Annotated in this window: 21 protein-coding genes, 1 pseudogene and 1 riboswitch; of the genes and pseudogenes, 15 read left to right on the top strand and 7 right to left on the bottom strand. The window is 58.8% G+C overall.

Annotation, left to right across the window (positions count from 1 at the left end):
- The first annotated feature begins 10 nt into the window (after window positions 1-10).
- Genes sctN through sctC form a run of 10 tightly spaced genes read left to right on the top strand, consistent with a single transcriptional unit; the run spans window position 11 to window position 8689 of the window.
- Window positions 11-1342: a type III secretion system ATPase SctN gene (sctN, locus tag GOQ25_RS02935; RefSeq protein WP_160348947.1), complete on the top strand. Its 1332-nt coding sequence runs from the start codon at window positions 11-13 to the stop codon at window positions 1340-1342.
- A 2-nt stretch (window positions 1343-1344) separates the two neighbouring features.
- Entirely contained in the window at window positions 1345-1839 is a 495-nt protein-coding gene (locus GOQ25_RS02930; protein ID WP_160348946.1) for a YscO family type III secretion system apparatus protein, read from the top strand.
- Complete coding sequence (locus tag GOQ25_RS02925; protein ID WP_160348945.1) at window positions 1836-2474, top strand: hypothetical protein; 639 nt, start codon at window positions 1836-1838, stop codon at window positions 2472-2474. Before GOQ25_RS02930 ends, GOQ25_RS02925 begins: the two co-directional genes overlap by 4 nt.
- Complete coding sequence (gene sctQ / locus GOQ25_RS02920; protein ID WP_160348944.1) at window positions 2474-3643, top strand: type III secretion system cytoplasmic ring protein SctQ; 1170 nt, start codon at window positions 2474-2476, stop codon at window positions 3641-3643. Before GOQ25_RS02925 ends, sctQ begins: the two co-directional genes overlap by 1 nt.
- Window positions 3640-4314: a type III secretion system export apparatus subunit SctR gene (gene sctR, locus GOQ25_RS02915; protein WP_160348943.1), complete on the top strand. Its 675-nt coding sequence runs from the start codon at window positions 3640-3642 to the stop codon at window positions 4312-4314. The genes sctQ and sctR overlap by 4 nt, the downstream gene beginning before the upstream one ends.
- An 18-nt stretch (window positions 4315-4332) precedes the next feature.
- A complete protein-coding gene (gene sctS / locus GOQ25_RS02910) occupies window positions 4333-4596 on the top strand; it encodes a type III secretion system export apparatus subunit SctS (RefSeq protein WP_160348942.1) in 264 nt (87 codons plus the stop codon).
- A 14-nt stretch (window positions 4597-4610) separates the two neighbouring features.
- Window positions 4611-5411 (top strand): type III secretion system export apparatus subunit SctT, encoded by an 801-nt coding sequence (gene sctT, locus GOQ25_RS02905; RefSeq protein WP_160348941.1) that lies wholly within the window; start codon window positions 4611-4613, stop codon window positions 5409-5411.
- The gene (gene sctU / locus GOQ25_RS02900) at window positions 5408-6460 is read left to right on the top strand and encodes a type III secretion system export apparatus subunit SctU (RefSeq protein WP_160348940.1); all 1053 of its coding nucleotides are present in this window, start codon (window positions 5408-5410) and stop codon (window positions 6458-6460) included. The genes sctT and sctU overlap by 4 nt, the downstream gene beginning before the upstream one ends.
- Window positions 6460-6855 carry a type III secretion system chaperone gene (locus GOQ25_RS02895; protein ID WP_160348939.1) on the top strand — a complete coding sequence of 132 codons (396 nt, stop codon included), beginning with the start codon at window positions 6460-6462 and terminating at the stop codon, window positions 6853-6855. The genes sctU and GOQ25_RS02895 overlap by 1 nt, the downstream gene beginning before the upstream one ends.
- A gap of 28 nt (window positions 6856-6883) precedes the next feature.
- Entirely contained in the window at window positions 6884-8689 is a 1806-nt protein-coding gene (gene sctC / locus GOQ25_RS02890; RefSeq protein WP_370519873.1) for a type III secretion system outer membrane ring subunit SctC, read from the top strand.
- Here the strand turns inward: sctC and GOQ25_RS02885 are convergent.
- From GOQ25_RS02885 to GOQ25_RS02865, 5 genes are all read right to left on the bottom strand, one after another.
- Complete coding sequence (locus GOQ25_RS02885; RefSeq protein ID WP_160348937.1) at window positions 8662-9219, bottom strand: RNA polymerase sigma factor; 558 nt, start codon at window positions 9217-9219, stop codon at window positions 8662-8664. The two genes, sctC and GOQ25_RS02885, sit on opposite strands and share 28 nt — an antisense overlap.
- A gap of 311 nt (window positions 9220-9530) precedes the next feature.
- Entirely contained in the window at window positions 9531-10112 is a 582-nt protein-coding gene (locus GOQ25_RS02880) for a hypothetical protein (protein ID WP_160348936.1), read from the bottom strand.
- Between the two features lie 158 nt (window positions 10113-10270).
- Window positions 10271-11440 (bottom strand): ABC transporter substrate-binding protein, encoded by a 1170-nt coding sequence (locus GOQ25_RS02875; protein ID WP_160348935.1) that lies wholly within the window; start codon window positions 11438-11440, stop codon window positions 10271-10273.
- Window positions 11441-11532: 92 nt separating this feature from the next.
- Window positions 11533-13530, bottom strand: a complete 1998-nt coding sequence (locus GOQ25_RS02870; protein ID WP_236844463.1) for a SpoIIE family protein phosphatase — start codon at window positions 13528-13530, stop codon at window positions 11533-11535.
- Between the two features lie 189 nt (window positions 13531-13719).
- Entirely contained in the window at window positions 13720-14232 is a 513-nt protein-coding gene (locus tag GOQ25_RS02865) for an ATP-binding protein (RefSeq protein ID WP_236844462.1), read from the bottom strand.
- 38 nt (window positions 14233-14270) lie between these two features.
- On the opposite strand from GOQ25_RS02865, the gene GOQ25_RS02860 reads away from it, so the two are divergent.
- Window positions 14271-14609, top strand: coding sequence for an STAS domain-containing protein (locus GOQ25_RS02860; protein ID WP_160348933.1), 339 nt, complete (start codon window positions 14271-14273; stop codon window positions 14607-14609).
- Window positions 14610-15039: 430 nt separating this feature from the next.
- Window positions 15040-16326 (top strand): ankyrin repeat domain-containing protein, encoded by a 1287-nt coding sequence (locus tag GOQ25_RS02855; protein WP_160348932.1) that lies wholly within the window; start codon window positions 15040-15042, stop codon window positions 16324-16326.
- 35 nt (window positions 16327-16361) lie between these two features.
- Here the strand turns inward: GOQ25_RS02855 and gshA are convergent, their stop codons facing one another.
- A complete protein-coding gene (gene gshA, locus GOQ25_RS02850; RefSeq protein WP_160349012.1) occupies window positions 16362-17957 on the bottom strand; it encodes a glutamate--cysteine ligase in 1596 nt (531 codons plus the stop codon).
- Window positions 17958-18101: 144 nt separating this feature from the next.
- Between gshA and GOQ25_RS02845 the strand changes: the two genes are divergently transcribed.
- Window positions 18102-18659 (top strand): hypothetical protein, encoded by a 558-nt coding sequence (locus GOQ25_RS02845; RefSeq protein WP_160348931.1) that lies wholly within the window; start codon window positions 18102-18104, stop codon window positions 18657-18659.
- Between the two features lie 70 nt (window positions 18660-18729).
- On the opposite strand, the pseudogene GOQ25_RS02840 reads toward GOQ25_RS02845, so the two are convergent.
- Window positions 18730-18954 (bottom strand): annotated as a pseudogene (locus GOQ25_RS02840) (LuxR C-terminal-related transcriptional regulator); the annotation flags it as partial.
- A gap of 227 nt (window positions 18955-19181) precedes the next feature.
- A riboswitch (SAM riboswitch) is annotated at window positions 19182-19261 on the top strand.
- Between GOQ25_RS02840 and GOQ25_RS02835 the strand changes: the two are divergent.
- Together GOQ25_RS02835 and metW are read left to right on the top strand one after the other, a co-directional pair.
- A complete protein-coding gene (locus GOQ25_RS02835) occupies window positions 19251-20486 on the top strand; it encodes a homoserine O-acetyltransferase (RefSeq protein WP_160348929.1) in 1236 nt (411 codons plus the stop codon). It overlaps the preceding riboswitch by 11 nt.
- Window positions 20483-21100, top strand: a complete 618-nt coding sequence (metW, locus tag GOQ25_RS02830; RefSeq protein ID WP_160348928.1) for a methionine biosynthesis protein MetW — start codon at window positions 20483-20485, stop codon at window positions 21098-21100. The genes GOQ25_RS02835 and metW overlap by 4 nt, the downstream gene beginning before the upstream one ends.

The raw sequence follows: 21100 nt of genomic DNA, 5'->3' as shown, positions 1-21100 counted from the left end.
GGATAACGTTGTGCGGCAACTGGATTACATCAGCGAGATGATGAGCTTGGCCCTACACGATGCGCCGACGTTGCGTATCAAGGGACGCGTCACGCAAGTGACCGGCACGATCATCAAGGCCGTCGTTCCCGCGGTGAAAGTCGGAGAGGTGTGCCTTCTGCGCAATCCCGGGGACGATTTCGAGATGAAGGGCGAGGTCGTGGGGCTGTCGCGCGATGCCGCGCTCTTGACGCCTATCGGCGATATGTTCGGCATTTCGACGGCGACCGAGGTGATTCCCACCGGGCGCACCCATATGGTTCCAGTAGGCCCCGGGTTGCTTGGCCGTGTCCTGGATGGCCTGGGCCGGCCGTTGGACGAAGCCGAGTTCGGGCCATTGGAAGCGAGCAAGTTCTATCCCGTTTACGCGGATGCCCCCGACCCCTTGAAGCGGCGCATCATCGAACGCCCGCTGGAACTCGGCGTACGGGCACTGGACGCCCTGCTGACTTGTGGGGAAGGTCAACGGTTGGGCATTTTCGCGGCGGCGGGTGGCGGGAAATCCACGCTGATGGGCATGCTAGTCAAAGGCGCCGCCGTCGATGTGACTGTCGTCGCATTGATCGGCGAACGCGGGCGCGAGGTCAGGGAGTTTCTTGAACATGAGCTCGGCCTGGAGGGACGCCGCAAAAGCGTCATTGTTTGCGCCACCAGCGACAAATCGTCAATGGAGCGTGCCAAAGCGGCCTATGTCGCAACGGCGATAGCCGAGTACTTCCGCGATCAGGGCATGCGAGTGCTGTTCCTGATGGATTCCGTCACGCGCTTTGCGCGCGCGCAACGCGAAATCGGCCTGGCGGCCGGTGAACCACCGACCCGCCGTGGCTACCCCCCCTCGGTATTCGCCACCTTACCCAAGCTCATGGAGCGCGTCGGAATGAACGAACACGGTTCCATCACCGCGCTCTATACCGTGCTGGTCGAAGGCGACGATATGACCGAGCCCGTGGCTGATGAAACCCGCTCCATCCTCGACGGCCACGTCGTGCTGTCGCGCAAGCTGGCGGCCGCCAATCACTATCCGGCCATCGACATCCTTGCTTCAACCAGTCGCGTCATGAACGCCGTCGTCACCGACACCCACAAGCGCGCCGCGGGCAGAATGCGCGAGCTGATGGCCAAGTATCAGGAAGTGGAACTGCTCGTAAAAATTGGGGAATACAAACGCGGCGGTGATGCGACAACCGACGAAGCCATCGACAAAAACGGCACGATTCTCGACTTCTTGCGACAACGCACCGATGAGCGATCGTCGCTGGAGGAAGCCGTCTCCACCATGCAAGCCATCACGGAGGTCGCTTAAAGATGTTCGACGAAATGCTTGCCATCAAACGCTTTCGCGAGCAGCAAGCCGAGCTGGCGCTGCTGCGTCAGCGGCAGCGCCGGGCAGAGGCCGAAGACAAAGTGGAAACGGCTCGCGTCAGCCTGGCGAAGTATCAGGACTGGGCCCAGGAACACGAACGCGCGCTGTTTCGCGAACTGTGTGAACGCATCGTGCGTCCCCGCGATATACAGGACGTCCTGGGCAAGGTGGCCGAGATGAAACTCGACGAAAGCCAATATGCCAGCGCATTGGAGGCCGCCCGCGAGACCTTGGAACAGGAGATCGTCACCCTGGGCGAACGTCGGGAGGAACATGTCCAGACCGTGCGCATGACGGGGAAGTTTCTTGAACTGGCGCAGTCGCACTGGGACGAGATGGCACAGCAAGAGAGCCGTAAGGAAGACGGAGAGCTCGAAGAGGTGGCCTCGTTGCTGTGGGAGCGTCCGGACTCCGATGACAACGGGGACGAAGCATGATCAAAGTAGACCGACCGCAGGGTGTGCTGCACGCGCTCTTTGAACTACGCCGTCGTTCGACGGACCTGGATCGCCCGGATGCATGGAGCACGCAGCAGCTCGAAGCCGATGCCGGCGCATTCGAACAGAAGCTCGCTCAACCCTTCAAGCACGACGACGACGAGGCATCCTCGGACGATGACGGCTCACGACGTCCCAGTCCGTTTGACCTCTTTCCCAAAATGCACACGAATACCGCATCCGACAGTCTCCCGATTCCCGCTCAAGCCGTGCCAGACATCGTGCGTGAAATTGTGCGCGAGGTGTACGTCTCTGATGACAATATCGCGGACCGTCGCGTCAGCGTGCGTCTGGCCGAGCATGTGTTGCCAGGCGTGATGTTGTCGATTCATGAGGATGAGGGCCGGGTCAATGTGGATTTCATGTGCAGCGCGGAACCCTCGCGCGCCTGTCTACGCGAGATCGCTCCGCGCTTGAGCACGGAGCTGGCGAATCAGCTCAATCGCGATACCCGCGTATGTGTCCGCAGCGAAGACCCCGAAGACCCAGACCCCTTTCATATAGATGGCTCGCCTACGCAAGCCAGCCCTGCAGGCGCCCCGCCTGTGAGTAAAGCGCAGGGGCAGCGAACGTGATGACAGACAACACCGTGTTGAACTTCTCTCCCGCCATTTTGCCGCGCATGAGCCTGACGGAATCACAGGCGCATAGCTTAATCGCGCGGCATGGCACCGCCCTGCAGATCCATATCCCGCCCGCGGATGTGATGGGTCGACTGCGTCCGACTGACGACATGGAGGACGTGCATGAGGCGTTGGACGACCCGCGTGTCCGGGATCCCTGGACGTTAGGATTCACGTCGGGATGGGCGGATTCTCTCGCCGAGCTGTGCCCTATCCGACGCGATCTGGAATGGGCGGGGGGGCGCCTGCGTCTGGCGCTATCGAATACAACGATTACTGCTTGGCTCAATGCCAGCCTGCCCGCGATCGCCCTGGACGAGATTGGCGATCCGCTGTTGGCCACGGCGGTCGAAACTTTACTCGACTACATTTTCTCGGCGTTGGATGCGGCGGCGACATGCGGACGGCCTCGCGTGTTGGAGGGCGACCCGGAGGACGTGCCGCTTGCGCATCAATGGACACTCACGGCACGGCACGGGGCCTCCGGGCAGCTTGCCTTCGCTTTGCTCGAGGCCGATACCTTGGGCTTATTGCTGCTTGCGAACCTGCTTAAACGCGCGCCGGCCGCGCGTAACGGTCTGGCGGAAGACGACATTCCGATTACGGTCTACGCGGACATCGGACGCACCGAGTTGGCGTTATCGGACTTGGAGAGCCTGCGTCCGCAGGACACTATTTTTATCGACGATTACCGGGTGACCTCGAATGGCGAACTATGGCTGCTCGCCAATGGGCAAGGTATACGCCTTCGGCCCCAAGGGGATTCTTATTGTGTCACGCAAGGTTGGACTTCCATGATGAATGATTTATTGGGTAATTCGCGGGGATTCGACGCCGACGACTTTCTGGATGATGAGCCATCCGCCGAGGCCAAGGCCGACGCCAGCTTTGACGTTGATGGGGTCCCTGTCGTGCTGTCCTTCTCTCTGGGAGAGCGTCAAGTGACGTTGGGCGAGCTGCGCCATCTGCAGCCGGGCGAGGTGTTCGACCTAACTCGACCATTGACAGGTGGACCCGTAATGGTGCGGGCTAACGGGCGACTGTTCGCGACGGGCGATATCGTGGACATCGATGGTCGTGTGGGCGTGACATTGCGCGCGCTCGGCGAGCCCGAAGTATGAGCGATCCGATCAGCCTCGCAATCGTCCTGGCGCTGCTCGCGCTGGTCCCGCTGACTGCGGTGATGACCACGTCGTTCTTGAAGATCGCGATTGTCTTGTCATTGGTGCGCAACGCATTGGGAGTGCAGCAAGTACCGCCCAATATGGCGTTATACGGCCTTGCTCTGGTCTTGTCGGCGTATGTGATGGCGCCCGTGATCCACGAGGTCAACACGGCGATGCGCGATCCCTTGGCGAGTCGTGCCACGCATGAGCCGTCCGAAGAAGCGCAGCATAAGCAGTTGATCGGAATTTTGCAGGCACTAGAGGCAGGTGTAGTGCCGATGCAGGATTTCATGCTACGCAATAGCAAACCCGAGCAGCGTGACTTTTTCATGCGCACCGCACAACGCCTGTGGGGCACGGACCGGGCGGAAGGCTTAAAAGAAAACAACCTATTTGTATTGGTGCCGGCGTTCCTGGTGTCGGAACTGACGGCGGCATTTCAGCTGGGATTTTTGCTTTATCTGCCCTTTATTGTGATCGATCTCATCGTTTCCAATATTTTGCTGGCGATGGGCATGATGATGGTTTCGCCAGTCACTATCTCGATGCCGTTGAAGCTATTTTTGTTTGTCATGGTGGACGGTTGGACGCGGCTCATTCAGGGCCTGGTCTTGTCTTATCGCTAAGCGGACGGTTGCACAAATATGGAAACCGTAGACATCGTTTCGTACATGACACAGACCCTTTATCTTGTGTTGTGGCTCTCTATGCCACCCATCGCCGTGGCCGCCATTGTGGGTACGCTTTTTTCATTATTTCAAGCGTTAACGCAGATTCAGGAGCAGACCCTGTCGTTCGCGGTGAAGCTGATCGCCGTATTCGTGACGATACTTTTTACTGCGCGCTGGCTAAGCGGCGAACTCTATAACTTCACGATTTCCGTGTTCGATGTGTTTCATCGGCTCTGACAGGTGCTGCAACCATGTCCGAAGGCGCCGTCTATACCGAAGCCCAGATGTTTCTGACGACACTGGCGTTGACACAGCCGCGCATTTTGGCCATGTGTGTGATGCTTCCCTTATTCACTCGGCAAGTCATGCCTGGCATGTTGCGTTACGGCATCTGCGCGGCGTTAGGGTTGATATTGGCGCCCGCGTTGTCACCGGAATACGCCGCGCTCGACCTGCAGGCACTGGATTTCCTGCTCATTATTGCCAAAGAAATTTTTATCGGCCTCGTACTGGGATGGATGGCGGCGATTCCATTTTGGATATTTGAGGCAGTGGGGTTTGTCATCGATAACCAACGTGGCGCCAGCATGGGCGCGATTCTTAATCCCGCGACGGGCAGCGATTCCTCGCCATTGGGCATTTTGTTCAATCAGGCTTATATCGTGTTTTTTCTTGTCAGCGGCGGCTTTGGTTTGACGCTGACGATGCTGTATGACAGCTTTCTTTTATGGGATCTTTGGCACTGGACACCTGCCTTACGCGCGGAAAGTGTGCCGTTGATGCTGGATCAGTTCTCCAAGCTGATGCGCATGACGCTGCTTTGGGCCTCGCCCGCCGTTATCGCGATGTTCCTCGCGGAGCTTGGACTGGCGCTGGCCAGCCGGTTCGCGCCGCAGTTGCAGGTGTTTTTTCTGGCCATGCCGATCAAGAGCGCCCTCGCGCTGCTGGTGCTGGTGCTGTATATGAGCACGCTATTCGAATATGCGTATGAGACCAATCAGGGAGTTTCATCGATCCTGCCGTTTTTGAATGATCAGTGGTGGTCTCCATGAGCGGCGAAAAGACCGAACAGCCAACTCATAAGCGATTGCGCGATTCGCGCAAAAAGGGCGACGTCGCCCATAGCAAGGACTTCACTCAGACGCTGCTCATTCTGGCGTTGTTCGGCTACATGATTTTCAATGCGGGCGATATTACCGAATCGCTCGGGCGTTTGATTCTGATTCCGGCAGACCTGACCTCGATGCCATTTCTTGATGCCTTGTCTACGGCGATGACGGCGGCATTACAAGAGGCGTTGACACTGGTATTGCCCTTTGTGTTGATCGTTTTACTTGTTGGAATGCTCAGCGAGTTCTTGCAGGTCGGGGTGGTCATTGCGTTCGAGAAGTTGAAACCCTCGGGCAAAAAGCTCAACGCCATCGCGAATCTGAAGAACATGTTCTCCAAGAAGAATCTGGTGGAGTCGCTGAAATCGCTGATCAAGGTGGTGTTCCTCACCACGTTGATTACGCTCGTGATTAAAAAAGACCTTCCTGAGTTGATGGCGATGCCGCGCGCAGGACTTGAAGCGTTGGGCGAGGCGATAGGCGCCCTGATGCTGACCTTGCTGCTGAACGTCGCGTTGGTCTACGTCATCATCGCGCTCGCCGATTTGGTCTGGCAGCGTAAACAGTACCGCAAGGGCTTGATGATGACCAAAGACGAAGTCAAGCGGGAATACAAAGAGTCCGAAGGCGACCCGCACATCAAGCACAAGCGCAAGCATTTGCACCAGGAAATGGCCATGCAAGGCGGCGCGCCGGCGCGTAAACCAACCGTGGTGATCACTAATCCCACGCACTTGGCCATCGCGCTTTATTACCAAAAAGGTGAGACGCCACTGCCCAAGGTCGTCGCAAAAGGCGAGGGTGTTAATGCGGAAAGAATTAAACGCGAGGCCCGCGAGGCCGGCGTGCCTGTGATGGAGAACGTGCCGCTTGCGCGTAGCTTGTGGCGTTCAACGGAGATCGATCAGTTCATTCCCAGCGAATTGATTGAACCCGTCGCGGAAGTATTGCTGTTAGTACAGAGATTGGCCCAAGAGCGGGAGGAGAAGTAATGAATCAGAGTATGCACCCAGTCATTGCCGATTATGTGGCGCGTCATGGCATCACAGTGCCCGAGCCTTTTCGCGGGCGGGTGACGGTCGTGGTCGACGAACGTTATCGCGTCCATCTGCAAGCCGCGGGCGAGAATGCGGTGGCGATGATATGCCGATTGGCGAGTTTGCCGGCTGGCGGCGCCACGCGTGACCAATGGCTTCTTAACGTGGGCAAGCTTGCCCTGGGTACCGTGAGCATGTGTCCCGCGTCGTGCGTGATCGACCCCAACGAAAAGGCGCTGTGGTTGCAGCACATCTTGACACCGGGTGAGGGGATCTCGCTGGACGAGTCCATGGGTCAGTTTGTTAATGCTTTGTCTTTCTGGACGGGCGCGTTGCCGCGTCAGGCCTAGTCCTATGCGGCATCAGGGGGGAGTGCACGTGTTCAAACATTCAATATTGGCTGGTGTGTTATCCATCGGATTACTCGGCACGGCGCTGGCCGCGCCCAACTGGCCTTTAGTGCCTTACAGCTATTACGCTAATCAAGAAGATCTACCGACGTTGCTGCGAGAATTCGCGGGCGGGTTTAGTCTGGCCTTGCAGATAGGCCCGAACGTGAAAGGCGTGGTCAACGGAAAATTCAATACGAATTCGCCCACCGAGTTTCTGAATCGGCTGGGCGGCGTGTATGGGTTTAATTGGTTCGTCCATTCCGGCACCTTGTTTGTCAGTCGTAGCGACGATATGCAGACGCGCACCATCGATTCGCAGGGCAGTTCGATCACCGCGATACGTGATGCACTGGAACAACTGGGCGTGTTGGATCCCCGGTTCGGCTGGGGCGAGCTAGCGGATCAGGGTATCGCGCTGGTCTCGGGCCCGCCCGCCTACGTGGCACTGGTCGAAAAGACGGTCAAGGCCCTGCCGATAGGTCCGGGCGGTCAGGAAGTCGCCGTCTTCAAGCTCAAACATGCATCCGTCAATGACCGCACGGTCACCTATCGCGACTCCACCATGGTGACGCCCGGGTTGGCGACAGTGCTGCGCAACCTCATTACCGGCGACAGTTCGGGGGTCGGAAATGAAACGCTGGTCACCATGGCGGCGCCCTTGCGAGAAAAGCCGCCCCTCGTATCTGTCGATTCCGAGTCGGCGAGAGAGTCGTCCGGGGTCGTCAGTTCTGCCGGCAAGGCTAGCCCGAGGTCTAGCGGCTTGCGACTGCGCGAGGCCACCGTTCAAGCCGATACACGCTTGAACGCCATCATCGTGCAAGATGTCCCCGAGCGTATCCCCGTCTACCGCGCGCTGATCGAGCAGCTCGACGTGCCGAGCACCTTGATCGAGATCGAGGCGATGATCGTCGATGTCAATTCGGAGCTAGTGCGGACCCTTGGCGTGAGTTGGGGGCTCTTATCGGGTGATGTCTCTGTTGGATATAACAACCTGACGGTCGCTCCCACCCGGGGGCTCTCACCCGCTGACGGCGTGCTGCCAGGCCTGGGTACGCTCGGGTTGAGCGTGGGCGATTCCTTGGTGGCACGGTTACGCGCTTTGCAGACGGAGGGCCAGGCCACGATCCTGTCGCAACCATCGATTCTGACCACGGACAACATGGGCGCCGTGATCGATCTTTCAGACACGTTTTACGTGCAGACCAGCGGCGAGCGCGTTGCAACCGTGACACCCATCACTGCGGGCACATCGCTTCGAGTTACGCCCCGATATATCGGCGCCTCGGAAGGCATGCGCGTGGAGTTGACGGTCGACATCGAGGACGGCCGAATCCAGGATGAAATCCTCGAGAAGCTGCCGACAGTCAGAAAGAGTACGATCAGTACCCTGGCCGTCGTCGCGAATGACCAGACACTGCTAATCGGCGGCTATAACAGCACGCAAGACAGCAATAAAACCGAGAAAGTGCCTTTTCTTGGCGATATTCCGTTCTTGGGGGCGCTATTTTCGCATCGTTCAAAAACGCTGCAACGTCGAGAACGCCTGTTCCTCCTGCGCCCGCGCGTGGTTGCCATCAATGGCAAGCCTGTTGTGCAACCTTTGATTCCAGAGACGCCTGTCTTCTTGGACGCGACATGGAACGACACCCATCCTTTGATGGGGGGGAGGTGGCTAGAGCGTGCTGATACTGGATCGACACGCTTGCGCCGCTGGACGGCGACGCGTCAGCCAACGGCCAAGGCGACGCCGATCGATGTAGCGGACTATTTTTCCAAGGACAGTCCTTTCTGACGTAGTTTCTCCCGTAGGGCGATACGCGCCCGCGATAAGCGGCTGCGTATCGTGCCTATGGGGACAGTCAGGAGGGTCGCAGCTTCTTCGTATGACAGCTCGTCGAAGCCGACGAGCAGCAGGATCTCGCGCATGTTTTCGGGCAGCTCACTGATCGATTCTTCGAGTAGTGCAATGGTCTGGTTTTGCTCGAAAGTTTCTTCGGGCGACAGGTCGGGAGACGACTGGATGTCTAATGCTGACTCGCTCACGAATTCGTGGCGACGCTCTGGGGCACGCGACAGGTAGTTGCGCACCAGATTGAGGGCGATACCGTAGAGCCACGAAGACAGTTGCGACTCCCCCCGAAACGCCTTATAAGAAGCAGCCGCTTCGACAAATGCCTGCTGCGCGAGCTCTTCGGCTTCGGTGGCGTTGCCGATGTGCTTCATGATGAATCGCTGCAGGCGGTCGGAATGCTTGATGACCAGCGCGCGTAACAGTTCCGAGTCGCTTTGCTCGCCGGAAACGGCGCTCGACGAATCGTCCATAGGAATGGCGCCAGACGAGTCTGCAGCGCTGAGAGTAGTCCTGGAGTTGCACATAGCATCGAGACAATCCGTCAAACAGTGCGAGTTGGTTATATTATTTAATATAATCTCAAAATAAATCCCAGATATGTTTTCCAATTGTTACTGCGCAACATTTTGACGGGCTTTGGGCGCGCAATCAGACCAGTCCTGCTGTTTGGAAGCGACAAGCAACGACGGAAGGCATGCACCGGCGTTCCAGGCATGCCTTGAGGAGGAAAGAGGAGGGCGCGCCCATCAGGCGCAAGTGGGGCGTGATTGCTTAGTGCAGATCAGTGTTGGATGCCGGACTGAAGCAGTTCGCGTAGCCATTGCGCCGCAGTTTGCAAGGACACCGGGCTGCCGCCTGCTCGTGCCGCTGCCTCGAACCGCGTTTCCATGGCGTTATCCAAGGCGGCCCGCTGCGCGGCGCTGAGCGTGGCAGGGTTTACCTGACAATCTTTACACGCTTGGCGGAACACTGGGGTATCGGCCACCGCAGAGGCGCTCAGCCGGGAGAGGAAATCTACGCCGGTCATAGCATCTTTGGCGGTCTTTGCCATATCCACCGCAGACATCACGACTCGCGCGGAAATAGGCTTGCCGGGCGCAGGCTGCAGTCCGAGCTGGCGGGAGACGGCGCTGGCAATACCGGCGCCATAGACCTGCGCCAGTGCCTGGGTGAACATGGATGTGGTATCGACGTCTGGTTCAAGCCAGGCCACGCTACGGCCATTTGGCGTTTTTCCCCAACTCAATACCTGACGCTGTTTGCCGTCGATGTTTACGTAGAGATCTTGCCCGTCCTTGGCCGCTTCGGTGTAGGTCTCCAGCGAAGGCACAGGTGACAAGGGGCTGACCGGAGAAAAATTCATACTGCCTTAGATACAGGTGGAGTGAGTCGGAAGCAAGCAAATACACATAAGCGATACCGCATAAGTAACCCCTCACCCAGACTAGTTCCAAGCACTTATTCTGCTGGCACAAACCTAGTAAATCAGTAAGTGTAGAAGTTTATATGAAACTTTCGTTTTCATTGCAGATCGACGCGTGGGGTCCCCGGTGTATCGTGTGAAAACAATTCGTCGGCCGCGAATAGGGCTTCTACCGGGGGGTCAAAGCCGATCAGCCGGGCGGTCTGCAGGTTGATGGCGAGTTTGGACGGATCGATCCACACCTGACTCAAGCTGCGCGGTTTGGCGCCGTTGAGGATGTGTGCGATGGTCCTGGCGTAGAAGCGGCCGACGTAGGAGGCGTCAGCTTCGGCCACGCTCAGCAGAATCCCTTGCTGGACTTGCCCCGACCCGAGCATGGAGAAGCTGGGTACGGCAGCGTGGCTCAGGATCTCCGCCACGGCACGGACGGATGTGGGCGTCACGCCCCGGTGCACGGTGACATAGGCTGCGTCGATATTAGGGGCCAACCGGCGATAGCAGTCTAAAACGCCCCGCGTTGCCTCGGATTGAGGCACGCCGTTCGAAGGCGTGTGGCAGGCGATGACCGAAAAGCCCGCTTCGCGCGCGATCTCGTGAACCGCGTCCACCCCGCCATAAAGTCGGCCTTCCGGGCTGTCTTCATAGACAATGCCCAAGCGTTTAAACGGATAGATGTCATGGAACAGGCGGATCTGGCGCTGATAGCGTTGTGGCTCGACGCGGGCATGAAGATTGTCCAGCCCGCTGTCCTCAACTGAACGGATGATTTTCGCCGCCACCGCGTCGCTGGTCGACGCCACAATCGTGGGAACCGGCGCCTGCAATGCAGCCATGTCTTGTCCTGCCCAAGTCCCCATGGCGAGAATCAGGTCCAGATCGGCTTGCTTGGCGAGCCTTTCGGCGATGGCCCGACGAACGGCGGGCCGCTGCTGCGGGTCGGCGTGGCTGGGCTGCCACCACGCGTCGGTCACGAATTCCAGATACTCGCTGCGGGTATGGGTCACCAAAAACTGCCAAAGCTCCGCGCTGTCCAGATATGGCGGAATTTCGATTGTGGACAGCCACCCGAGTTGTGCCAAGCCCTGCACGATCGCGCGTAGCGTACGCGGGTATTCGCTATAGTCGCCGCTATCGACATAGCCGATGCGCCACTTTTTCCCATCGGGGCGGCGGGTGGGGCGCAAACCGGCATCCTCCGAGGCCGGGGATTCGGCCACGACGCTGCTGGCAGCCGATTTGGCGGCTACGGATGCCGACGTGGCAGGCATTGCAGGACCGGCTCGCTCCGGCGGAGCTGAATTACAGAGGCTGGCCACTACCCAAAGGGCTGCGGCACAGGCGGCGCGTCTCAAAACAGGTTTCATGTGCGCTGAACCACGAGGAGCGTGATGTCGTCGGCTTGGTCGGCGCCATCTGTGAAGGCATCGGTGTCCGCCAACAGCGTGTCGATTAACAGTGAGCCACGCCGCGATGAACTCGCGAGGGCTTGAACCAGTCGTTCGTCGCCGAATTGTTCGCCTTGGCGGTTCATGCTTTCCGTCACGCCGTCGGTATAGCCGACCAGGGTATCGCCGGGCAGCAATGTCGACTGATAAGTGATGTATTCGTTGTCGGCTTGCACCCCGCAAGCCGGCCCGCTGCGGCCGCACAAGGCGCGCACGACGCCGCATTCCGTCAAGACATAAGGTTCGAGATGACCCGCGTTGACCCAGATGAGGCTGCCGTCTTGCACATCGAGCACGCCGAGCAGCAGGGTGACGAACATCATGCTGGGATTGTTCTCGGCTAATCGGTCGTTGACTTTCTGCACGATGCGAGCGGGATGGCTTTCGTCCTCCGCTGCGGCGCGGATGAGCGTGCGGGTGATGGCCATGAACAGCGCGGCGGGTACGCCTTTGTCGGAGACATCACCTATGACGAAGCAGAGCTTGCCGTCCGGCAGGCTGAAGTAGTCATAAAGGTCGCCGCCGACCTCTTTGGCCGGGCGCATGTGCGCGTGCAGGTCGATATGCTGCCGCTGTGCCTCGTCTGGCGGAGGGGGTAATAAAGCGAGCTGAATCGACCGCGCGACATTCAGTTCGCTTTCAAAACGCTCGCGGACGGTGGTTTCATGCATGAGCTGCGTGATGTTGTCGCGCAGCTTGCTATCCATGTACAGAAACGCTTCAGCGAGGCGTCCGACTTCATCTCTATGCAGTGTCGGCAGTCTGGCGATATGTCGCGGCACGGCGGTTTTTGGCTGCAGGGCCTGCTCGGGCAGTTGCCGTGCGAACGCCGTAAGGCGTCGGAGAGGGCGCACGAGATGGACGGAGAAAAACCAGGCAATGAGCAGGGCGATCATCAACATGATGCCGAATGTCGCCGCCTGACTTCGTAGCAGTACATGTGCGGGGGTACTCAGGTCCTGCTCTGGAACGGCCGCGATGATTTTCCAACGCAATGGGGCGTAGTACACACTCTCGACCTGCCATACGTCGGCGCCGTCGGTGACTTGTACCGCGTGCAACTCCCGGCGCGGAGCAATGAGCCGTTGGCGCAACGTTTGGCCGTTGTCGGTACGCCCGTCCAGCAGCTGCGCATGCGCATCGGGTGGCCGCGCAATAAAGCGGCCGTCCTCGGCCATGATGAAGACGAAGCCGGAATGAATGAGTTTCAGGGGCAACAGGCTCTTGCGCACTGACTCTTCCATTTCGGTGCGATGGTCTTTGATTTGCTCGACGACATCGGCTGCGCTGTCGCTCACGGCATACACCCATTGCCAGGGCCGGAAGTAACCGAAGTACGCGTATCGCGCGTGATCATCGTCGGTCGGAGAGGTGCTGGCACCGTCGCGATTTTCAGGGTCCTCGGGCGCTGAAGGCCGGCGATAAATAGCGAAGCTGTAGCCGGTGTCGCGACTTTCCGCGCGCACGGACTCTGCCAACAGCCGGTTTTTATAATCGCGCAGTTTCGAGAGGCTGCGACCAATCATGGGAGTGCTGCCGCTGGCAAGCACGATATCGTCGTGATCAAAGACAAAAGCATAGCGGTCGTCATCGAAATGCAGTTGGTTGATCCAATCACGCGCCATGTCTTGGGCCGCGGCTTCGGTGATGATCCCGCGATCAACGAGCGAGGCATAAGACTGCAGGGTGGTTTCGATGATCTCGCCGGTTTGCAAGAGCTGTCGTCGTCCGTTTCGGACAATCGCGATTTTGGTATCGAGCATGGTGGACCAGCGCGCGGCCAGTTCATGCCGGACCAGTTGCAAGACATTGGTGATCGCGTGCTGAACGCTGGTCACGACGGTGTCGGTGACATTTCGCCGCGACGTCAACATGACCGTCACTGCCACCGCAACCAGAATAGAGGTCACCATGACAAAAATTTTGTTATGGAGCGACTGAAACGGCATGAAGGCGGCGAAGAGAGTCCAATCAGCGCACGGCGCAGCGACCGCGTCGTTACGCTGTAGTTCGTGAGGTCCGTCGGCACAGCGCTGCACCGGCAGAAGGGCGAATTCGGGCGGGCACCGTCCGTGAAAGGTGCCCAGCGTAGTGGGTAACAGCTAGTCGGAATTAGTTCCGGATATAGGTCCGGTTTTTTTTGCCCGCGCGATCATCCGCAGGCAGTTATGGCCCGCTCGGCGTGAGTAGGCGATGGTCGATAGGTAATGGCGCATCAGTCGAAGACCATGGCCGCCCACGCGTGCCTGCTCCAAAGACGTGGCCAGCGACGGCAGGGGCGTTTGAGTCGGATCGAAGGGATGGCCGTTGTCTATCACCTCAATTTGCACATGGGTAGACCGCGAGAGGCAACGCAGCACGATCTTGGGTGTTGCGATCTGCGTGTCGGGATTCTGTTTAGCGTTGTGTGAAGACGGATGGATAAAGGCATACGAAACAATATTCGCCAAGACTTCATCCACACTAATCGACAAGGAAAATTTTAATTCCGCGGACCATTTTTCCCGTTCACCGATGGCATCTAACCACTGTATCGCTAGCCTCACCGAATTTTGATCGGCGGGTAATTGCAACCTATCAACTTGCGTGACATGTTGGCGTATCATTCGTTCCATATTGATAGCTATGTTGGCTTAATTAGGCGGGCGATGCGATGGATTTAGTGATCGATAAAGTCGATGACGTAGTGTTAGTTTCTGTCGGAGGACAGATGAACAGCGGCAACGCGTCCGCCATAGAGGCCGATCTTATTTCGCAAGTAGAGCGAGGTGAGCGCAGGATGGTGCTCGACCTGGCCATGCTCGGATATATTTCCAGTGCCGGGCTGCGCGTGGTTTTGCTGTTGGCCAAGCGTCTAAAGCAGGAAAAAGGCAAGCTTGTGCTATGCGGATTGCAATCGCGCGTACGCGAGGTTTTTGAGATCAGCGGTTTTCTCACGATTCTCACGGTCGTGGATACGCGCGAGGAGGCGCTGCGGCTGGCCAGCGCGTAATCCGATGCCAGCAAGGGGTGGCATCGGCGGGGCGTTGTTCTGGCTCGCCACGTCAACCGGTCGCCTATTTCGCCGCCCAGGCGGCTCCAACATGTGAACGCATCGGCGTATCGGGTCGTTTTCACTGGTCATGATGGTTGGGAACGTACAGAGATAGAACGAGTTTCGCCGCGTGCGACCGGTGTAGGTAACTTTGCGGCGTGCCGGGTTCCATATGTAGGGACGTGCCAAAGGCTTGGCCGCGGAGCGAAGTGGACCCCCGCGTAGCTGCGTATCGGGCCCCAAAATGTAACTCTTGAACACGGAACTGCACTTCTATTGCAAAAAATGGAACTGCACGTGTTTTACGGTTACTCAAGCGAGAAGTTTTATTCCAAAAACGTTCTTGCAGGTGGCAGGCCAGCGCCATTGCCACGCAAAGGGGGGCCTTATGATGACCGTTGATTCGTACAGCGAGCTCAAACAATACGTGGGATCAGTGCCTCGGGCCGGGACAGAGGAGACGCGGGATGCCGCCGCCGCGATACGGGCGCAGGCGCAACTGATGGTATGTGTCTATGCCAAGGACGCGGCCGGCATCAAGGCCATCTTCGCCGAAACCGGGGCGCCAGACTTAATCGAGAGCTTGCGTTCACCCCGATACTTCCCGATCCACGCGGCTGTGGCTTCAGGGCACTCAGGCGTCCTGAGAGCGTTGGTGGATGCGCTTCCCACCGACGTGCTGGACCTCAAGGACGAGACCACTCGCACGCCGCTGATGTGCGCGGCCGAACAGGGTCTGAGCGCCGCCGTGCATACACTGTTAGCCGGCCATGCCAGTGTGGATGTCACGGATCGCGCGGGCTATAGCGCATTGATGTGGGCGGCTGCCGCAGGGCATGCCGATACGGTGAAGGTGTTGCTAGGTTATGAGGTGTGCGAACGCAGCCCCGAGAGCGACCACCCGGTGGGCATAGACCGCCGGGATCAGCACGGCAATACGGCGTTGATTCTGGCGGTCCGAGCCGGACATTACGAGGTCGTCGAGGTGCTTATCGCACGGGGTGCCGATGTCAATGCGGCGAACATGCGTGGTGAGCGTGCACTGTCTATCGCCATTGCGCTTGGCCGCCACCGGATGGTCCGATTGCTGTGCGATCGGCAGGAGCTGGACCTCAATGCGATGGACCCCAAGGGGGTGACTCCACTTATGCAGGCGGCTGACTACGCCTCTGCTACCTATGATTCCTCTATCCTGAATCTGCTTCTCAAACGCAGCATTCGTACCGAGATGCGCGACCACGATGGCCATACCGCGGTACTGCGCATGGCCCACCATGGTTCCGACATCGCCCTCGAGTGTCTGCTGGCAGGTGGCGCGAGCCCTGACGCATTGGATCCCACCGGGTGCGGCGCGGTGGCGCTGGCGGCCAAGACGAATAATGTGTTGGCCTTAAGGTATTTGCTGCAGTTGAATACGCGTCGGGTGGATGCGCAGGACCATGGCGGTCGCACTCCCTTATTTCACGCGGTCATTAATGGGAATCGGGAGGCCGCGAAGCTATTAATCAAGTACGGTGCCAACGTTAATTTCTGGCATGACGCTTCTAATGCCGATTTATTAACGGTTGCCCGGCGTAGAGGCGATCCCGTGATTATCAGTTTGCTCGTGGAGCATGGAGCAGAAGAGGGTGCGGGAGCACCGTCACGCGCGCGCTTGATGGCGTGTGTCGGCTGAGGGACCGACACCGCCATTAGCGTATGCGATGCCAATCAGGCGCCGGTGTCCGGTGTGGTGACGGACTTCGGCGCCTTTAGCGCCGCATGATATTGCGCGACATAGGTGTCGAAATCGACCTTGTCGCTCTGCTCAAGTCGGGTTTGCTCGATGACGGATTGTTCTGCGGCCTGGGTAAAGGCAGCGCGTACTTCATCAGGCAAGGGCCGTGCGCGTAACGTATCGGCGTGCTGTTGACTCAGCTGCAATGAGTAATCGTGAAAAGACAAGCCGCTCTTGCGCAGGGCGTTGAGCAGCGTCGCAGAAGGGGTAAGCTCGGAGTCATCAAGCTTTTGGCGCTGTGCCGCCAGGGCAAGCGTATAGGTATCGCCACCAAGCGCGCGGTCATATAGCGCCGCGTAGGGCGCGATCTGGTCGAGAAGTTGATGTCCCCAGGTGCGCAGGTCTATCGTTTCTCCGTCACGATTCAGCTGCAAGCCAGGCTTGCGCCCCTCTTTGACCACGGTGGCGAAGTTGTCTGCGCTACGCTGGCAATAGCCGTTTTGCGAGAAATACGGGCTGTCGGACGCCGCGCAAAATAGCAGGAACGCATCCACGAATCGCGCGGTATTGGCGTCGATGCCGATCGGCTGCTGGGGGTCGATATCCAGGCAACGGACCTCGACATATTGCACGCCGCGCTCGGCCAGGGCGGTGATTGGGCGCTCGCACCGGCCCGTGGTGCGTTTCGGCCGTATGCTCGAATAGTATTCGTTCTCGATCTGCAGAATATTGGTGTTGAGCTGGATCCATTCACCGTCGCGATGCGTGCCGATGGCTTGGTAATCCGCCCAGGGGCGCGTCACCGCGTCATACAAACGACCCAGGAACGTGTCCAGATCGTTGTAGCAGAGCTGGAGTTGGGATTGTGCTTTGTTCTGATAGCCCAGATCGCTCATACGCAGGCTGGTCGCATAGGGCAGATACAGGGTGTCGCGGCCCAGCGATTGCAGTTGCTGGGCCTGATCACCTAGAAACTCGCGCGATAGCGCAGGCGCGGCGCCGAACAAATACATCAATAGCCAGGAATACCGCGTGAAATTGCGGATCATCCCGATATAGCCTCGCGACTGCCGTTCACGCGGATCGGCGGCCTGTGGGTCCAGAATCGCCCACACGTCATCAGGCAAGGAAAAATTGTAGTGGACCCCTGCAATGCACTGCATCGACTTGCCGTAGCGTTCGGCCAAGCCACGACGGTAGACATGCTTGAGCATGCCGGTGTTGGACGTCCCATACCAGGCGATGGGAATGTCGGCCTCGGCGGGCAGCGCGGCGGGCATGGACTGATTCCAGATCAGCTCGCCGTCGAGCACGCTGTAGACAAAGCGATGCGTGTGTTCAAGTTCCTGAAGCACCGAGTCCACCCGCGTATGGGTGCCGGTGATCAGTTCGAGTAGTGCTTCGGAATAATCGGTCGTGACATGCTCATTCGTGAGCGCCGATCCCAGTCCGATGGGGTGTGCGGCGCGCGACAGCCTGCCCTGTGTATCTACACGTAAACCTTCTTTTTCAATACCGCGAAGGGTCTGGGCGAGCAGGCCAGCGTTAGCCTCGAGGCGAGCCAAGCGGCTGGCGGCAGTGTCGGTCACAGTCATGAGCAAATTCTGATAATAATGAGATCCGATTTTACGAGGTACGCGCGATTTCTGGCGATTTCTGGCGAGTTATGTCGTTCATCGTTCACGGTCAGGGGATGATGGCATATTAATATCTATACCGGAGACCATAGCATCATGACTTCTCGGGGATTTCATCCAGGCGGATGGCGCAAGCGTCTGACTGGCATAGCGCTGGCGACCTGCGTCGTGTTGGCTGGCTGTACGCCCGAATACAACTGGCGCGAAGTTGTCGTGGCTGACGGGCACGTTCAAGCCGTGTTTCCCGCGAAAGTCGATTCGGAGACGCGGACATTGCTGTTGGCGGGGCAGACGCTGCCTTTCACGCTGGCGGTCGCCCAGGTGAATCAGACAATGTTCGCCGTGGGTTCCGCTCCCTTGCCGTCGATATTGGGGCTGGACCGCGCGGCGCGGGAGAAGCTGGGTCAGGCGTTGACGCGATCGCTCTATACCAATGTGGGTGCGGCGGTGCCTACGCCTTTGCCGTCCTTGGGCGAAGACGTGGCGGTGACCGGCCGGGTAGGACAGCGTACGGCATGGGTGCGGGGCCGCGTCTGGGTGACTGACAGTATGGTCGTCGAGGCAGTCGTCAGCGGCCCAGGTGATGAAGCCTCGGACGAGGAAGTGGCCACGTTCTTGCGTGGCGTGCAAGTCAAGGGCCTGGCGGGGCGGTAAGCACGGACAGGTCGGGAGGCAGGGCAACGCGGCGCACCTGGTAGACGCGACCCGGCGGCTCGCGCAGGTCCGGGGTCGTACCGTGCTCGAAGGAGGGCAGAAGTCCCCGCCATAAGGCAATGGCTACCGCTGCGCGCCGGTTATTCACGCCGAGCTTTTGGCAGGCGTTACGAATGTGGAAATTGACGGTGCGCTCGGCCATGCCAAGGATGTGGCCGGTTTCCCAGCTGGTTTTCCCCAGCGAGGACCAGTGCAAGCATGCGACTTCGCGCTCGGACAGATTCGTATCGGGCATTGAAGGTCCGGAAGTTAACTGGCCGAATAGGCGTTTTTCTATATACCGCAGCGGTATTTTGCACTCTGGCGGGCAGGGAAGGCGCGCGTGGGTTCTTGTACTGAGGTTTTTCAGACCCATCCGAGGTCGGAGCAGGGCTGGGGAAGGACGGCGCAGTGGCTCCCTGTGTCTAGGTGAAGGCTGCGGCGGCGTAGCGCGAGCTCATGCAGTGCTAGAATCTTGCCTTCAAACAAACCGGCGCCGATTTGCCTGATCCGCTTGCGGGCGCCTCTATAAATCCTGCTAAAGAGGTCCGTATGACCACTGCTGCCTTGCATCCTGCCGAGGGGCCTGTCCCCGTTATCGAATCGAAATCTCCCGCCGCCGTCGGCTCGGTGGGAGTCGTGTCTCCTCAGTTCATCCGCTTTGACGAGCCCCTGCCACTGGCGAGCGGGCAATCGCTACCGTCTTATGAACTCGCGGTGGAGACGTATGGAACGCTGAACGAACAGCGCACCAACGCCGTCCTGGTGTGCCATGCGCTGAATGCGTCGCACCATGTCGCCGGGGTTTCCCGTGATGACCCGAAAGATATCGGATGGTGGGACAACATGGTGGGTCCCGGTAAGCCGCTGGACACCAATGTGTTTTTTGTCATCGGCATCAATAATCTGGGTTCATGTTTTGGCTCGACAGGGCCGGCGAGCATCAATCCGGAAACCGGCCGCCCCTGGGGCGCGGCGTTTCCCGTGCTGACGGTAGAAGACTGGGTCCACGCGCAGGCGCGGGTGGCGGATTATTTCGGTATTGAGCGCTTCGCGGCAGTGATGGGTGGATCGCTCGGTGGCATGCAGGCGTTGAGCTGGTCGATTACGTGCCCGGAACGCGTGGCCCATTGCATCGTGGTCGCCAGTACGCCCCGATTGTCGGCGCAGAATATTGGGTTTAACGAGGTGGCGCGTCGCGCCATAATTACGGATCCCGATTTTCATGGCGGCGATTATTACGCGCAGCAGACGGTGCCGCGCCGTGGGCTGTCCGTGGCGCGAATGATCGGGCACATCACGTACCTGTCCGACGATGATATGGCGGAAAAGTTCGGCCGCACGCAGCGCGAGCCCGCGGCCAACGGCGCCTATCGGTATGGCTATGACGTCGAGTTCGAGGTCGAATCGTATCTCCGTTATCAGGGCGAGAAGTTCTCGCGCTATTTTGATGCGAATACGTATTTGCTGATCACGCGTGCACTGGATTATTTTGACCCGGCTAGAAGTACGGGCGGCGATTTGGCGCGCGCGCTTGCGCCAGCCACTGCCGATTTTTTGCTGGTGTCGTTCTCGACGGACTGGCGTTTCCCGCCGGAACGGTCACGCGAGATTGTGCGCGCGCTATTAAAGAATGGCAGCCCGGTTACCTATGCCGAGATCGACGCGCCGCATGGTCACGACGCGTTCTTGTTGGATGACGCGCGTTATCACGCCGTGATGCGAGGCTATTACGAACGGATTGCCCGCGAACTGGGGCTGAATGCCCGGTCAGGAGAGACGCAATGAGTCCCGTATCGGTGAAGCCCGGGCGTGTGCAGAACATGCGTCCAGATCTGGTACGCATCGCCAGCTGGATTCAGCCCGGCAGTCGGGTTCTGGATTTGGGCTGCGGGGATGGCGCGCTACTGGCCTATCTGCGCGATGAACGGGGCGTGCGGGGCGCGGGCGTCGAGATCGATGACGGACACGTGATCACTTGCGTTCAGCGTGGGGTCGAGGTTATCCAGCAAAACTTGGAAGACGGGCTGGCACTATTTGACGATAAGCAGTTCGACACCGTGGTGCTGTCGCAGACGCTGCAGTCCATGCATCGTACTGAGCATATTCTGCGCGAAATGATGCGGGTCGCGCGTGACGGCATTGTGTCGTTCCCGAATTTTGGCTACTGGCCTCATGGGTGGTCGATCTTGCGGGGGCGTATGCCGGTGACCGGCCAGATGCCTTATCAGTGGTACAACACGCCCAATATTCATCTGTGCACGCTGAAGGATTTTGAGAGCCTGGCCGCAGATGTGGGACTGCGTATCGTGGAGCGCGCGACGTTCCATGAGGGGCGCGAGATCCGCGTTCTGCCGGGATGGCGCAGCACGCTGGCGGTTTATCGCTTTACCTCGGACTGA

The organism is Bordetella sp. 15P40C-2, assembly GCF_009763235.1.
Taxonomy (GTDB): Bacteria; Pseudomonadota; Gammaproteobacteria; order Burkholderiales; family Burkholderiaceae_B; genus Bordetella_A.
This window is presented reverse-complemented; position numbering and strand designations above follow the sequence as displayed.